Source organism: Pseudomonas sp. T1.Ur, assembly GCF_023516725.1.
Lineage (GTDB): Bacteria > Pseudomonadota > Gammaproteobacteria > Pseudomonadales > Pseudomonadaceae > Aquipseudomonas > Aquipseudomonas alvandae.
Genome location: NZ_JAMGSN010000001.1, coordinates 1,607,403 through 1,621,194, shown reverse-complemented (window position 1 = coordinate 1,621,194; position 13,792 = coordinate 1,607,403). Strand labels below are relative to the sequence as shown.

Below are 13,792 nucleotides of genomic sequence, written 5' to 3'. Positions count from 1 at the left end.
AACTGCAAAACTTAACCGTTACGCCCGCTGAATACTCAATTCACGTGAAGTTACCAAGCTCTCTTTTTTTGCATGACTGACGTCGGATCGGTTGAATGAACAGGATCTTGAAATGTTAAAAGTATCGTCATTACCTGCCGATGATCAATCTTGCGGTTGGTACCACTTGAGCCGGGGGCGCCAGGTCAAGCCCGCCCATCAAGGCCATGGCAGCGCACGCTGGGTCATTGTCGGTGCCGGCTTCACCGGGCTTGCCGCCGCCCGTCAGCTCGCGACTCATTTCCCCGACGATCAGGTCGTGTTGATCGACGCACAGGAAGTGGGCTTTGGCACTTCCGGTCGCAATGCCGGGTTCGCGATCGACTTGCCGCATGACATCGCCGCTGAGGACTACATCGGCGATATCGCCACGGCTAAAACAACACTGAAACTTAATCTGAGTGGCCTGAGTTATTTAAAGGAATTGGTTGAACGCCACAGCATCGATTGCCAAATGAAGCATTGCGGCAAATATCAGGCAGCCGTTGAACCACGGGGCATCGCCGTCCTGGAGGCCTACCGTCGCGGACTCGATAAACTCGATCAGCCCTACCAGATGATCGAGGCCAACGAACTGCCCGAACATATCGGCACGCATTTTTACCGCAAGGCCTTATTTACGCCGGGGACGTCGTTGCTTCAGCCTTCGGCGCTGGTCAAAGGCTTGGCCGACAGCCTTCCCAGCAACGTGACGCTATACGAAAACACCCCGATCACCCATGTGGAGTACGGCACCAAGACCGTGCTCACGCACGCCGCGGGCTCAATTACCGCGGACAAACTGATCCTGACCAATAATGCCTTTGGCATGAGTTTCGGCTTCCTCAAGGGCCGCATGCTGCCGGTGTTCACCTACGCCAGCCTGACCCGCCCCATGACCGAGCAAGAGCAAGCTCGTCTCGGCGGCTTGCCTTATTGGGGTGTCATTCCTGCGGACCCATTCGGCACCACGGTACGTCGCACACCGGACAACCGTCTTTTGATCCGTAACAGTTTCAGCTTCAACCCGGACGGCCGCAGCGATTCAAAATACTTGAAGCGTTTTGTCGCCCGGCATCAGGCCTCTTTCGAACAACGGTTTCCCATGCTGCCTGAAATGAACTTCGACTATACCTGGGGCGGCGCACTGGCTCTTTCACGGAACCACATGGGTTATTTCGGCGAACTTTCACCCAACGTCTATGGGGCACTGTGCTGCAACGGACTAGGTGTTACCCGCGGCACGGCGACCGGAAAACTCTTGGCGGATTGGCTGGCCGGAGAACAATCCGAGCTCATTGATTTTGTCTTGAAGTCACCGGGCCCCTGCCCTAACCCACCCGCCCCGCTGGTTTCAGCGGGCGTCAATATAAGTTTGCGCTGGGGGCAATACCGAGCGGGAAAAGAAAGTTAATCCGGCCCGACAAACTTTAAGAACTTGAAGTCGTTCATTCGACTTTCAACAAGCGGCCTCCCTTGGTTTAAAGATTGGCTGCGCTGACTCTATCGAGGTAGCGCCGCTTGGTAGGCAGTGACACTAACTGGAGCGAGATAAATGAAATTTGAAGGCATTTACACACCGGCCGTTACGCCGCTGACCCCTGACGGCAGTATCGATAAGACCGCCTTCGCCGAAGTCCTGGAGTATCTGGTGGACGCCAAGGTACACGGCATCATTATCGGCGGCTCGACCGGCGAATATTACGCACACACCGCCCAGGAGCGTTTCGACCTGGCTGCCCAGGCCAAGGACGTATTGTGTGGTCGTCTGCCGCTGATCGTCGGCACCGGCGCCATCCGCACTGAAGACTCGGTCGCCTACGCCGAAGCGGCGAAGGCCATCAAGGCCGATGCATTGTTGGTGGGTTCGCCACCCTATGCACTGCCGACACAAAAAGAGATCGCCCTGCATGTCAAGGCGGTGGACCGCGCCGCCAGTCTCCCCATCATGCTTTACAACTACCCAGGCCGCATGGGCGTGAGCATGGGCGAGGAGTTCTTTGATGAAGTCGGCGATGTGAAAAACATCGTTGCCATCAAGGAAAGCTCCGGTGACATGGCGCAGATGCACCGTTTGGCCTGCAAGTACCCGCACATTGCCCTGTCGTGCGGCTGGGACGATCAAGCCCTGGAGTTTTTCGCCTGGGGCGCCCGCAGTTGGGTGTGTGCCGGTTCCAACTTCATTCCCCGCGAGCACGTCGCGTTGTATGAAGCCTGCGTTGTCGAAAAAAACTTCGACAAAGGCCGCCGCATCATGGCGGCGATGATGCCGCTGATGGACTTCCTGGAAGGCGGGAAGTTTGTCCAGTCCATCAAGTACGGGTGTGAAATGAACGGCTTGAGCACCGGTGGCCTGCGCGCCCCCCTGCACGGCCTGGACCTTGAGGAAAAGCAGGCGCTACAAGGCGTCGTCACCGAGCTCAAGCGCAACATCGCGCAGATCACTGGAGGTGCCTGAGATGGCTGATTTACTGAGCAAAGCACAGTACGCGGCCATCGCCGCCCAGTTGCAGTTTCCTACCCAGGCGTTCATCAACGGCGAGTTCCGTGATGCACTCTCTGGAAAAACCTTCATCACGACGAACCCGGCCACGGGTGAACAGCTTGCCGAGATAGCGGCGTGCGATAGCCGTGACGTCGACGTTGCCGTGGCGGCCGCCAAGCAAGCGTTCGAGGACGGTCGCTGGCATAAGCTGTCGCCCGGCGCACGCAAACAGGTGCTCCTGCGTTTCGCCCAATTGCTGGAAGACAATGCCCATGAACTCGCCGTGCTGGAAAGCCTGGACAGTGGCAAGCCGGTCAGCGAATGCCAGAACGTCGATGTGCCCGATGCCATCCATACCTTGCGCTGGCATGCGGAGTTGATCGACAAGGTGTACGACAGCACCGCGCCGACCGGCCACGGTGCCGTCACCCTGGTGGTGCGCGAGGCGATCGGTGTCGTCGGCCTGGTCCTGCCGTGGAACTTCCCACTGTTGATGCTGGCCTGGAAGATCGGCCCGTCCTTGGCCGCCGGCTGTTCCATCGTGGTCAAGCCGGCCAAGGAAACCACCCTGACCGCGCTGCGTGTTGCCGAGCTGGCCCATCAGGCCGGTATTCCGCCAGGCGTGTTCAACATCACCCCGGGCGGTGGCCGGGAGGCTGGCGAGCCAATCGGTCGGCACATGGATGTGGCGATGGTCAGCTTCACCGGTTCGACCGACACGGGCCGGTTGTTCCTCAAGTACGCGTCCGAGTCGAACCTCAAGCGCGTGGTGCTGGAACTGGGGGGTAAAAACCCCGCCGTGGTGATGAATGACTGCGAAGACCTCGATCAGGTGGCCCAGTACGTGACCGCCGGCGCGTTCTGGAACATGGGCGAGAACTGCTCGGCCTCCTCACGGCTGATCGTCCATAAAGACGTCAAGGATGAACTGCTGCAACTGATCGGCAAGCATCTGTGCGATTGGAAAATGGGTGACCCGCTCGATCCTGAAAATCGCCTCGGCGCCATGATCAGCAAAACGCATTTCGACAAGGTACGTTCGTATCTGGAATACGCAGCCGAGCACAAACTCAATGTGATGCAAGGTGGCGAGACCGAGTCCGGCGTGTTCGTGCAGCCGACGATCATCGATGGCGTGGAGCGTGACAGTCGCCTGTTTATCGAGGAGATCTTCGGGCCGGTATTGAGCGTCACCAGCTTCAGCACGATCGACGAAGCCATCGAGCTGGCCAATGACACGGTCTACGGCCTGGCGGCGTCCGCCTACACCGGCAGCCTGCGTAACGCCTTGCGGCTGTCGCGGGAAATTCGCGCGGGCGTGGTCACGGTCAACTGTTTCGGTGAAGGCGACGCCTCCACGCCGTTCGGCGGCTACAAGGAGTCTGGCTTTGGGGGTCGAGACAAATCCGTCTGGGCCCATGATCAGTACACCGAGCTGAAAACCATCTGGATCGACGCTTCGTAACCTGATCGAAATCGCGATTTTGTGGCGGCTGTACTGGCCTCATCGCGAGCAAGCTCGCTCCCACATTCCTCCGGGGTACACATGACCCTGTGGGAGCGAGCTTGCTCGCGATGGGGCCGGCACAGCGGGCAATACCTCAGGCAGACCGAACACTGGACGCCATCATGACCCCTTCACCTTTTTCGATTCCAGCCAATGCCCAGCGCATCGACCCGGCCAGGCAGCGTGCAACCGCCTTAAAAAAAGATGGCTCCGCCAATGACAACGACCGTGTCGAAATAGGCCCTACTCCGCTGGCTTTTGCGGAGTGGGAGCGTTTGGGCCTGGAGCCGCCCCATTTGCCCACGCTGCGTACGTACCGATTGCAACGACTGGTTGATCAGTTGGTCGCCCGTGACCTGGGCGGCATTCTGCTGTTCGATCCATTGAATATCCGCTACGCGACCGACACCACCAACATGCAGTTATGGACGACCCATAACCCCGCACGGGCCTGCTTCGTCGCCGCCAGTGGGCACGTCGTGCTGTGGGACTTCCATGGCTGCGATCACCTTTCCGCCCACTTGCCACTGGTCACTGAACTGCGCAGCGGTGCATCGTTTTTCTTTTTCGAGACCGGTGAGCACACGGATCGCCACGCCAGGCATTTCGCCGCGCAAATCGACGAGTTGCTGCGCCAACACGCCGGAACCAACCGACGCCTTGCGGTCGATCGAATCGAAGTCGCCGGCGTGCGCGCACTGGATGCCCTGGCGATCGAGATGTGCAGCGGCCAGGAAGTGACCGAGTTCGCACGCATGATCAAAGGCCCGGATGAAATCAAGGCGATGCGCTGCGCGGTGGCCGCGTGTGAAGCCTCAGTCGCCGAGATGCACCAGGCCATGCGCGCCGGCGCGACCGAAAACGACGTCTGGGCCGCGCTGCATGCCGGCAATATCCGCCGTGGTGGCGAATGGATCGAGACGCGCATCCTCAGTTCCGGTCCCCGTACCAACCCCTGGTTCCAGGAGTCTGGCCCACGGGTGTTGAGCGACGGCGACCTGTTGTCGTTCGACACGGATCTGATCGGCACCTACGGAATGTGCGTGGACATGTCCCGCAGCTGGATTTGCGGAGGGCTGGAGCCCACCGCCGAACAGAAGCGCCTGTATCGAATCGCCCATGACCATATCGTCCACAACACCGAACTGATCAAGCCGGGCGTACGCTTCACCGAATTGACCGCCAAGGCGCACCGATTGCCCGAACCGTGCCGGGCCCAACGCTATGGCGTGCTTTATCACGGCGTCGGGCTGTGTGACGAATACCCAAGCATCCGATATCCAGAAGATCTGGAATCCTACGGATACGAGGGCGAGCTCCAGGCGGGCATGACCCTTTGCGTCGAGGCGTATGTAGGCGAGGTGGGCGGACGGGATGGCATCAAGCTGGAGAACCAACTGCTGGTGACGCAGACCGGTTATGAATTACTCACCCGCTACCCTTTCGATGACAGTTTCCTGCGGGATGCGAAGCACACCTCATGAACCCGATGATCGAGCCCCAGAAAACATCGAGCGTGGGATTCCTGTTGCTCGACAACTTCTCCCTGACCTGTTTCACCCAATGCCTGGACGTGCTGGTCACCGCCAACCTCATCCAGCCCGGATCGATAAGAATCCATACGTTCAGTCGAAACGACTCTGAAGTGATCAGCGACCTGGCAATCCCTATCAGGCCAGACACACCGTTGACCGATATCAGGATCGCGGCGCTGGACTTGATGATTGTCTGCGGCGGGCTGCGCACGCCCAGGGCACTCCCCAACGGGCTGATAACACTGCTGACCAAGCTGGCGAACATGCCCATTGCACTCGGCGGGTTATGGAACGGCGCCTGGTACTTGGGCAAGGCAGGACTGCTGGATGGTTACCGATGCGCCATTCACGCCGAACAACGTATGGCCTTGTCAGAGTGCGCCCCCAAGACAACGGTGACGTTGGATACGGTGGTGTTCGACAGGGACCGGTTCACCGCGTCAAACCCTGCCGGCGCGTTCCAGATCATGATCAAGTGGCTTTACGCCGCCCTCGACCCCAACGTCGCGGATGCCGTATTTGACCTGTTGGATCACGAGTCTCGGTTTCGGACTTCGGCAAAGGTGCTGGACCGCAAAGTCAGTGCCTCCCTGCGAGAAGTCATTGCCTTGATGGAGTGCAATCTTGAAGAACCGTTGAACCTGGATCTGCTCGCCCAATGCGTTCAACTTTCCAAGCGCCAGGTCCAACGTCTGTTTCGAAAACAGATCAATATGTCCCCCCAACGGTACTATCTGGAACTACGGCTGACCGAGGCACGACGCCTGCTGCAGAATTCCAGGCTGAGCGTCACTGAGGTTGCCATTGCCTGCGGTTTCGTTTCGACCCCTCACTTCAGCAAGTGCTACAGCACGCTCTTTGGTTGTCCGCCTTCAAGGGAAAGTCGTTACGAAATATAGTGCATCCGGTGCCCCTCACGAAGGGCACCGGACTGCAACAACTATCGGATAGCAACGACGATTACTGGGCCGGCGTCGCAGAAGCCGTCTGGCTGCCAAACATCGCTTCGAAACGCGGCTTGTTGGTTGCGTAATATTCTGCGACCACCTTGTCCGCCGAGCTGTCACGGGCGTCCGCCATCAACTTCTCGAGGTCTGCCTTGGGAATCTTGAAGTTGGCGAAGAAGCGCGCCACCTCAGGGTGCTCCGCGCTGAAGCCTTTGCGTGCGACGGCGTGGATCTGCTCGGCGCCACCGAAGATCTGCTTTGGATCATCGAGGTAGCGCAGCGGCCATTTGGCGAACATCCAGTGCGGGCTCCAGGCGTTGACCAACGACCATTTGTCGCGCTTGATGTTGCGATCCAGCTCGCTCAGCATCCCGGACTCCGACGAAGCCACCATCTTGTAGCCGTCGAGCTTGTATTCCTTGATGGCCTTTTCCGTCAGCTTGTACTGACCGTTGCCCACTTCCGAGGTGAGGATCTTGCCACCGAGTTTTTCCCGCACTTCAGGCTTGTTGAGGTCCTCGACGCTGGCGATCTCGCTGGTGGGAATGGAGGTGGGCACCGCCATGCCGATCCGGCCTTCGTACAGCACGCCGAGGTCTTCGAGCCTGTCCTTGTACTTGTCATAGAAGGACTTGTGAGTGCTGGGCAGCCAGACCATCGGGATCAAGTCGATATTGCCGTTAGCCAGCGCCTGGAACTGGATGCCGATGTCGGCCAGCACCAACTTGACCGGTTGCTTGAGGTGATCCTGCAACGCGGTGTTCGCCAGTTTCACCGCGATTTCCGTATCCGACCAGTTCACCCAACCGATACGGATGGGCGCGGGTTCCTCGGCTTGGACGATCAGGCTGCTGCAGGCTAAAGCAAGGCCTGCAAACCAGCCGATTAAAGTTTTACTGGATAACGTCATCATGTGCATCTCCGCAGACTGTATTAATAGTTATTGGCAGGGCAGCAGAAGCATTTATTTCCCATCACGACCGCACGCGGCCATCCGGTGGGTTCTCGTTATGAAAATCACGGGGACTGAAGTTTTTCGGCCCTCCTCCGCCCTCTGGCGTTTCCAACCGCAATGACCGGCTTATTCACAACGCCTTCTCGAGTGCCGGCAAAGCCTCGAACAAATCCGCCACCAACAGGTAATCCGCCACCTGGGCAATCGGCGCCTCGGCGTCCTGGTTGATCGCGACGATGACTTTTGAACCGCTCATGCCCGCAAGATGTTGGATGGCGCCACTGATACCCGCCGCGATGTAAAGCTCTGGCGCGACGATCTTTCCTGTTTGCCCCACCTGCAGATCGTTGGGGGCAAACCCTGAATCCACCGCTGCGCGGGAGGCACCCACCGCGCCACCGAGCTTGTCCGCCACGCGTTCGATCAAGGCAAAATTGTCTTTGGCTTGCATCCCCCGGCCGCCGGACACCACGACGCGGGCGCTCGACAGATCGGGCCTTGCGCTGGTTGTCAGTTGTTCACTGACAAAGCGGGCGTGGGTTGAGCTTTGGCCGCCCTCCACCGCGATGACTTCGCAGGGTTTGTCCTGGGTCAGCGCTTGGGCGAACGCCGAGGCGCGAACGGTGAGCAACTTGATTGGATCGAGGGATTGAACCGTGGCGATCGCGTTGCCGGCATAGATGGGGCGCTGGAAAGTGTCCGCCGAAACGATAGCGGTAACGTCTGAAAGCATGCCGACATCCAGGCTGGCCGCGACCCGCGGCAACAGGTTGCGGCCCATGCTGCTGGCGTCGGCGAAAACGTGCGTATAACCCTCGCAGACCAACGACGTGATCAGCGGCTGGGTATTTTCGGCCAGTGTTTTTTCGAACAGCGCATCCTGTACGAGCAGGACTCGGTCCAGGCCTTGGACGAGCGCAGCTTGGCGCGCCACTTCCGGCGCATCCGCTCCACCCAAGACCAGCAAATCCGTCTCGCCCCCCAGCGCCAGGGCGGCGGTCACGGCGCTGCGTGTACCTGCCGTCAGTTGACCGGCACTGTGCTCGGCGATCACTAAACTGCGCATCAAATCACCCCCGCCACGTTTTTCAGTTTATCCACCAGCTCAGCCACCGAAGCGACCGTGATGCCTGCCTTGCGCACCGGCGGTGGGACCACGCCCAACAATCGAGCGTGTTCCTTCACGCTCGCGCCCAAGGTGTCGGCGGCAATGATTTGCAGCGGTTTTTTCTTGGCTTTCATGATGTTCGGCAACGAGGCGTAGCGCGGTTGGTTCAGGCGCAGATCACAGGTCACCACGGCGGGCACCGTGAGGGCGACGACCTGACTGCCGCCGTCGACTTCACGCTCGACGACCCATTGCCCGTCGACATGATTGACCGCCGAGGCGTAAGTGGCCTGACCGCAACCGATCAACTGCGCCACCATTTGCCCGACCTGATTGTTCTCCTGGTCAATCGCCTGCTTGCCGAACAGGATCAGTTGCGGCTTTTCCTGGTCGATCACCTTGCTCAAGTACTTGGCGACGTTGAGCGGCTCAAGGACCGCGCTCGTCTCAACCAGAAGTGCTCGATCCGCACCCAGCGCCAATGCGGTGCGCAATTGTTCCTGCGCCGCAGGACTGCCCACCGAGACCACCACGACCTCGGACGCCAGCCCCTTCTCCTTGAGGCGGATTGCCTCCTCCACTGCGATCTCGCAAAACGGGTTCAAGGCCATTTTCACGCCGTTGAGCTCGACGTCCGAACCGTCAGCCTTTACCCGGACTTTCACATTCGGGTCGATGGCGCGCTTTACCGCAACGAGCACTTTCATGATTCCTCGCATCCCCCTCGCACTCTGGATCGACGCGGGCGACCGGCTACACGTGCCATCACCCCTGTTTCGACTGGATGGTAATCCTGGTTTTTCCGCGGCGCAAGAAAAATGTACACCTGTGTCTCAATCATTGACACACATGAACATTGCACATACCGTTATGTCAAAACCAAGCCTGATGTTCTGTTCCCGGAGCAACACCATGTCCAGTGATCCTCTGCTGCAGCCCTACAAAATCAAGCATCTGACGCTCAAGAATCGGATCATGACCACCTCTCATGAACCGGCGTATCCCGTCGATGGCATGCCGAAGGACTTGTACCGTGCCTATCACGTCGAGCGGGCGAAGGCCGGCGTGGCGCTGACCATGACCGCGGGCTCCGCCGCTGTTTCCCGGGACAGCCCGCCGGTGTTCAACAACGTGCTGGCGTACAAGGACGAAGTGGTCAAATGGATGAAGGACCTGACCGACGAATGCCACGAGCACGGCGCGGCGGTGATGATCCAACTGACCCACCTGGGCCGGCGCACGCGCTGGGACAAGGCTGACTGGCTGCCGGTCGTCTCGCCGTCCCATCGCCGCGAAGCATCCCACCGGGCCTTCCCGAAAAAGATGGAAGACTGGGACATCGACCGGATCATCAAGGATTACGTGGACGCTGCCGAACGCATGAAGGCCGCGGGCCTGGATGGCCTGGAGCTGCAGGCCTACGGGCATCTCATGGATCAATTCTGGTCGCCACTGACCAACGATCTCGACGGGTCCTACGGTGGCTCGCTGGAAAACCGCATGCGCTTCACCTTCGATGTGTTGCGCGGTATCCGCCAGCGTTGCGGTGAAGATTTCCTGCTGGGGGTGCGCTACACCGGCGACGAAGACTTGCCAGGGGGCTTCGGTGCCAGCGACGGCATCCAGATTTCCCACATGCTCAAGGACAGCGGGCTGGTGGATTTCCTTAACGTCGTGCGCGGGCATATCGATACCGATGCCGGCCTTACCGACGTGATTCCGATCCAGGGCATGCGCAACTCGCCACACTTGGATTTTGCCGGCGAGATCCGCTCGGCCACCGGTTTCCCGACGTTCCACGCGGCGAAGATCCCGGACGTCGCCACTGCGCGGCATGCCATTGCCTCGGGCAAGGTCGACATGATCGGGATGACGCGAGCCCACATGACCGACCCGCACATCGTGCGCAAGATCATCGAAAAGCGCGAAGAAGACATCCGCCCCTGCGTCGGCGCCAACTATTGCCTGGATCGCATCTACCAGGGCGGCGCCGCGTATTGCATCCACAACGCCGCCACCGGGCGCGAAACCACCATGCCCCACGACATCCCCAAGGCGCCGGTCAAGCGCAAGGTCGTGGTGATCGGCACCGGCCCGGCGGGGCTGGAAGCGGCACGGGTGGCTGGTGAACGTGGCCACGACGTCACGGTGTTCGAAGTGGCCGACCAGCCAGGCGGGCAGATCCGCCTGACCGCGCAGAGCGAGCGGCGCCGGGAGATGATCAGCATCATCGATTGGCGCATGGCGCAGTGCGAACGGCTGGGCGTGAAGTTTCAATTCAACACCTGGGCCGAGGCCGAGACGGTCATGGCCGAGGAGCCGGACGTGGTGATCGTCGCCACGGGCGGCCTGCCCCACACCGAGGTGCTCAAGCAAGGCAACGAACTGGTGGTGTCGACCTGGGACATCATTTCCGGCGACGTCAAACCCGGCCAGAACGTGCTGATCTTCGACGATGCCGGCGACCACGCGGCGCTACAGGCGGCCGAGGTGATCGCCAACAGCGGTGCGAAACTGGAGATCGTCACGCCCGACCGATCGTTCGCGCCGGAAGTGATGGCCATGAACCTGGTGCCGTACATGCGCAGCCTGCAGGACCTGAACGTCACCTTCACCGTCACGTATCGGGTCGACGCCGTGGAAAAACGCGACGGGCAGTTGGTCGCCAGCTTCGGCAGCGATTACGGCCAGGTGCACAAGCAGCGCGTGGTCGATCAGGTGGTGGTCAACCACGGCACCCTGCCCCTGGATGACTTGTACTTCGAGCTGCGCCCGCATTCGAGCAACAACGGCGCGGTCGAACAGCACGACCTGATTACCGGGAAAACCCAGAACATCGTGACCAACCCCGAGGGCCGCTTCCAGCTGTTCCGCATCGGCGACGCGGTGTCGGCGCGTAATACCCATGCCGCGATCTACGATGCGCTGCGGCTGGTCAAGGACATCTGAAGACGCGGCCCGATAAGGATCGGGCAACGTTCGCCCTGAATAAGAAATGCGCTCAATCCGTGGCGAGGGAGCTTGCTCCCGCTGGGCTGCGCAGCAGACCTGTTATGAGCGCTTGGCACTCAAGCGGGAGCAAGCTCCCTCGCCACGGTTATCCCGTCCGTAAACTTCTACAACCAACAGAAAGGAAATGAAATGTCCGTTTTTACCCATGTCACCGTCGGCACCAACAACCTGGCAAAGGCCCGTGCGTTTTATGACGCCACCTTGAAGGAAATCGGCCTCAAGCGCGTTGCCGACCTTGATGAGGCCGGTTCCATCTGGGGCGTCGACAAGCCTTCGTTCTTTGTACTGAACCCGGCCAACGGCAACCCCGCGTCCATCGGCAACGGCGTCACCGTGAGTTTCGAAGCGCCGGACCGGGCGGCGGTCCATGCCTTCCATAGCGCCGCGCTGGTGAATGGCGGCGTGTGCGAGGGGCTGCCGGGCTCTCGCGGCTGGGCGGAAAATGCCTACGCGGCTTATGCCCGGGACTTGGATGGGAACAAGCTGGCGGTGTATTGCTTCAAGGCTGAGTAATGAAATGGAGCTTGCTCGCAAAAGCGGCGGGTCAGTGACAGGAATGTTGGATCGGCTGACATCATCGCGAGCAAGCCCGCTCCCACAATTTCCGGGCAATGGATCAGGCTTGGAGCCCTTTGCGCGCCACTGCGGCGCCGGCTTGCAACGCCCTTCCCACCTGCGCCTCGAAATGTCCCTGGGTCATTGACTGCAAGGCAGCGGCCGTCACGCCGCGATAGGCGACCAGGGCATCGATCATGTGTTGCGCGTCATGACTGGCCAGCAGCTGGCTGCTGTTGACCACGACATTCCTCGCGGCAAGCTGGGCAATCTCGGCTGGGATGCCGGCTGCCATCGCCTGATTCGCCAACGCCGTCATCAACAAGGCAGGAAAGGCCGGGCCGGTGCCCGACAGCGCGGACAGGTAATCAATGAAATCCTCCTGTTGGACCTCGGCAGCCGTGCCGACGCATTCGAACAAGCGCTGGACCAGGCTTTTCGTCGTCGGCTCCGCCACGCCAGCGCAATACCACGGCGTAAAGGATTGCCCGATCTCCACCGCCGCGTTGGGCATCGCCCGTACGACCCTTGAAGCCGAGGTCTGCGCGGCAATAGCCTGCGCCGTGATTCCGGCCATCAGTGAAATGACCGTCTTGCCCATCGCGTCGAGGGTCAGGCTGGCGAACTGCTCGGGTCGTACCGCGATGACGATGACGTCGCTGCGGTCCACCAGTGCCTGGTTGTCGGTGACCAGGCAAACGCCTTGCTGCGCCAGTGGATGTGCCCCGGAGCGATTGGAGAGGATCAGATTACCCGCCGGCAACAAGGCCTTCGCCAGCACGGCCTGGGCAATCGCCCCGCCCAGCCAGCCTGTACCGCCAATGATGCCCAGCGTCGGCTCGGTCATTTTTCAGCCGTCTCTTCAAACGTTTCCACCAGCGGCACAAAGACCCCAGGCTCTTTTTCGGCATAGCCGAATTTGCCATAGAAACGATCCAGCTCGCGCTGCTTGGGCACCTTGCCGGTGAAGATGCTCACGTAATGGGGGATGCGCTGGAAACGCACGGTGATCAGCTCGCTGGTGTTCATGGTGATGTAGCCGATCTGCGTCAGATAGATCGTCCGGGCTCGTGCGTCGGCCCCCTGGCTGTCGTAGCCAAAGCGCTTGAACATGCTCGCCAGGGCGCCCATTCGCTGCTCGTCGACGATCGCAACTTCTTGGGCGACGTCGGCGGACTGGAGCGCCCAACTGCGCACCGCGAACTCAAACTGCGAGTCGAACAGCTGAGGGTTCAACCAACATTCAAAGACGTTCAGGATCGCCTCGGAAATGCTCTCGGCGTAGCTTTCGCTTTGCCGGATCAGGCCACCGGTATTGGTCTCGCGCCAACGCGACAGCAAGGCCGCCAGCAGCTGTTCGCGATCCTCGAAGAACCAATAGAAACTGGTGCGCGACAGACCCAGGCGCTTGGCCAACGGCATGACCCGGACCGCATCGATGCCGGACTCCTTCAAAGCCTCGTAGGCCGCCTCCAGCCACCCTTCTGGCGACCCCCGCCAACCCGCGTCTTGGGCCTTGCCACGTGCCTTCCCTACCTGGGGCATCTTGCATCCACCTTATTGAACATACGTAACGCGAATGTACTCGGATGCCCGCTAAATGTACACCTAAGTACATTTTATCGACTCACCGCCCCTTCTTCCCCCGAGACCGCAAAAAGATTGATGAG

The 13,792-nt window shown here is 60.1% G+C and carries 12 protein-coding genes; 7 read left to right on the top strand and 5 right to left on the bottom strand.

The window, feature by feature from the left end; genetic code table 11:
* Nucleotides 1-112 precede the first annotated feature (112 nt).
* The 5 genes from M8Q45_RS07580 to M8Q45_RS07560 all read left to right on the top strand — a co-directional run bounded on the left by M8Q45_RS07580 (nucleotide 113) and on the right by M8Q45_RS07560 (nucleotide 6,444).
* Nucleotides 113-1,432, top strand: a complete 1,320-nt coding sequence (locus M8Q45_RS07580; RefSeq protein ID WP_249874171.1) for an NAD(P)/FAD-dependent oxidoreductase — start codon at nucleotides 113-115, stop codon at nucleotides 1,430-1,432.
* Nucleotides 1,433-1,573: 141 nt separating this feature from the next.
* Nucleotides 1,574-2,476: a dihydrodipicolinate synthase family protein gene (locus tag M8Q45_RS07575; RefSeq protein WP_249874170.1), complete on the top strand. Its 903-nt coding sequence runs from the start codon at nucleotides 1,574-1,576 to the stop codon at nucleotides 2,474-2,476.
* A 1-nt stretch (nucleotide 2,477) separates the two neighbouring features.
* Complete coding sequence (locus M8Q45_RS07570) at nucleotides 2,478-3,968, top strand: aldehyde dehydrogenase (protein ID WP_249874169.1); 1,491 nt, start codon at nucleotides 2,478-2,480, stop codon at nucleotides 3,966-3,968.
* Nucleotides 3,969-4,132: 164 nt separating this feature from the next.
* Nucleotides 4,133-5,494 carry a dimethylsulfonioproprionate lyase DddP gene (dddP, locus tag M8Q45_RS07565; RefSeq protein ID WP_249874168.1) on the top strand — a complete coding sequence of 454 codons (1,362 nt, stop codon included), beginning with the start codon at nucleotides 4,133-4,135 and terminating at the stop codon, nucleotides 5,492-5,494.
* On the top strand, nucleotides 5,491-6,444 hold the full coding sequence (locus tag M8Q45_RS07560; RefSeq protein ID WP_249874167.1) for a GlxA family transcriptional regulator: 954 nt from the start codon (nucleotides 5,491-5,493) through the stop codon (nucleotides 6,442-6,444). Before dddP ends, M8Q45_RS07560 begins: the two co-directional genes overlap by 4 nt.
* Nucleotides 6,445-6,505: 61 nt before the next feature.
* Here M8Q45_RS07560 and M8Q45_RS07555 read toward each other — a convergent pair whose 3' ends face one another.
* From M8Q45_RS07555 to M8Q45_RS07545, 3 genes are all read right to left on the bottom strand, one after another.
* Nucleotides 6,506-7,405, bottom strand: coding sequence for a glycine betaine ABC transporter substrate-binding protein (locus M8Q45_RS07555; RefSeq protein ID WP_249874166.1), 900 nt, complete (start codon nucleotides 7,403-7,405; stop codon nucleotides 6,506-6,508).
* Nucleotides 7,406-7,577: 172 nt separating this feature from the next.
* The gene (locus M8Q45_RS07550) at nucleotides 7,578-8,513 is read right to left on the bottom strand and encodes an electron transfer flavoprotein subunit alpha/FixB family protein (RefSeq protein WP_249874165.1); all 936 of its coding nucleotides are present in this window, start codon (nucleotides 8,511-8,513) and stop codon (nucleotides 7,578-7,580) included.
* Nucleotides 8,513-9,262 (bottom strand): electron transfer flavoprotein subunit beta/FixA family protein, encoded by a 750-nt coding sequence (locus tag M8Q45_RS07545; protein WP_249874164.1) that lies wholly within the window; start codon nucleotides 9,260-9,262, stop codon nucleotides 8,513-8,515. Before M8Q45_RS07545 ends, M8Q45_RS07550 begins: the two co-directional genes overlap by 1 nt.
* 205 nt (nucleotides 9,263-9,467) lie before the next feature.
* Here M8Q45_RS07545 and M8Q45_RS07540 point away from each other — a divergent pair, with 205 nt between their 5' ends.
* Both M8Q45_RS07540 and M8Q45_RS07535 read left to right on the top strand, forming a co-directional pair.
* Nucleotides 9,468-11,504: an NADH:flavin oxidoreductase gene (locus M8Q45_RS07540; protein ID WP_249874163.1), complete on the top strand. Its 2,037-nt coding sequence runs from the start codon at nucleotides 9,468-9,470 to the stop codon at nucleotides 11,502-11,504.
* A gap of 192 nt (nucleotides 11,505-11,696) precedes the next feature.
* Nucleotides 11,697-12,080: a VOC family protein gene (locus tag M8Q45_RS07535; protein WP_249874162.1), complete on the top strand. Its 384-nt coding sequence runs from the start codon at nucleotides 11,697-11,699 to the stop codon at nucleotides 12,078-12,080.
* A gap of 103 nt (nucleotides 12,081-12,183) precedes the next feature.
* Here the strand turns inward: M8Q45_RS07535 and M8Q45_RS07530 are convergent, their stop codons facing one another.
* Nucleotides 12,184-12,969 carry a pyrroline-5-carboxylate reductase family protein gene (locus tag M8Q45_RS07530; protein ID WP_249874161.1) on the bottom strand — a complete coding sequence of 262 codons (786 nt, stop codon included), beginning with the start codon at nucleotides 12,967-12,969 and terminating at the stop codon, nucleotides 12,184-12,186.
* Nucleotides 12,966-13,667 carry a TetR/AcrR family transcriptional regulator gene (locus M8Q45_RS07525; protein ID WP_249874160.1) on the bottom strand — a complete coding sequence of 234 codons (702 nt, stop codon included), beginning with the start codon at nucleotides 13,665-13,667 and terminating at the stop codon, nucleotides 12,966-12,968. Before M8Q45_RS07525 ends, M8Q45_RS07530 begins: the two co-directional genes overlap by 4 nt.
* Nucleotides 13,668-13,792: the final 125 nt, after the last annotated feature.

Excerpts from the sequence above, each read along its gene's own strand:
- M8Q45_RS07580 (WP_249874171.1), top strand. The coding sequence starts at position 113 with ATGTTAAAAGTATCGTCATTACCTGCCGATGATCAATCTTGCGGTTGG.
- M8Q45_RS07575 (WP_249874170.1), top strand. The coding sequence starts at position 1,574 with ATGAAATTTGAAGGCATTTACACACCGGCCGTTACGCCGCTGACCCCT.
- M8Q45_RS07570 (WP_249874169.1), top strand. The coding sequence starts at position 2,478 with ATGGCTGATTTACTGAGCAAAGCACAGTACGCGGCCATCGCCGCCCAG.
- dddP (WP_249874168.1), top strand. The coding sequence starts at position 4,133 with ATGACCCCTTCACCTTTTTCGATTCCAGCCAATGCCCAGCGCATCGAC.
- M8Q45_RS07560 (WP_249874167.1), top strand. The coding sequence starts at position 5,491 with ATGAACCCGATGATCGAGCCCCAGAAAACATCGAGCGTGGGATTCCTG.
- M8Q45_RS07555 (WP_249874166.1), bottom strand. The coding sequence starts at position 7,405 with ATGATGACGTTATCCAGTAAAACTTTAATCGGCTGGTTTGCAGGCCTT.
- M8Q45_RS07550 (WP_249874165.1), bottom strand. The coding sequence starts at position 8,513 with ATGCGCAGTTTAGTGATCGCCGAGCACAGTGCCGGTCAACTGACGGCA.
- M8Q45_RS07545 (WP_249874164.1), bottom strand. The coding sequence starts at position 9,262 with ATGAAAGTGCTCGTTGCGGTAAAGCGCGCCATCGACCCGAATGTGAAA.
- M8Q45_RS07540 (WP_249874163.1), top strand. The coding sequence starts at position 9,468 with ATGTCCAGTGATCCTCTGCTGCAGCCCTACAAAATCAAGCATCTGACG.
- M8Q45_RS07535 (WP_249874162.1), top strand. The coding sequence starts at position 11,697 with ATGTCCGTTTTTACCCATGTCACCGTCGGCACCAACAACCTGGCAAAG.
- M8Q45_RS07530 (WP_249874161.1), bottom strand. The coding sequence starts at position 12,969 with ATGACCGAGCCGACGCTGGGCATCATTGGCGGTACAGGCTGGCTGGGC.
- M8Q45_RS07525 (WP_249874160.1), bottom strand. The coding sequence starts at position 13,667 with ATGCCCCAGGTAGGGAAGGCACGTGGCAAGGCCCAAGACGCGGGTTGG.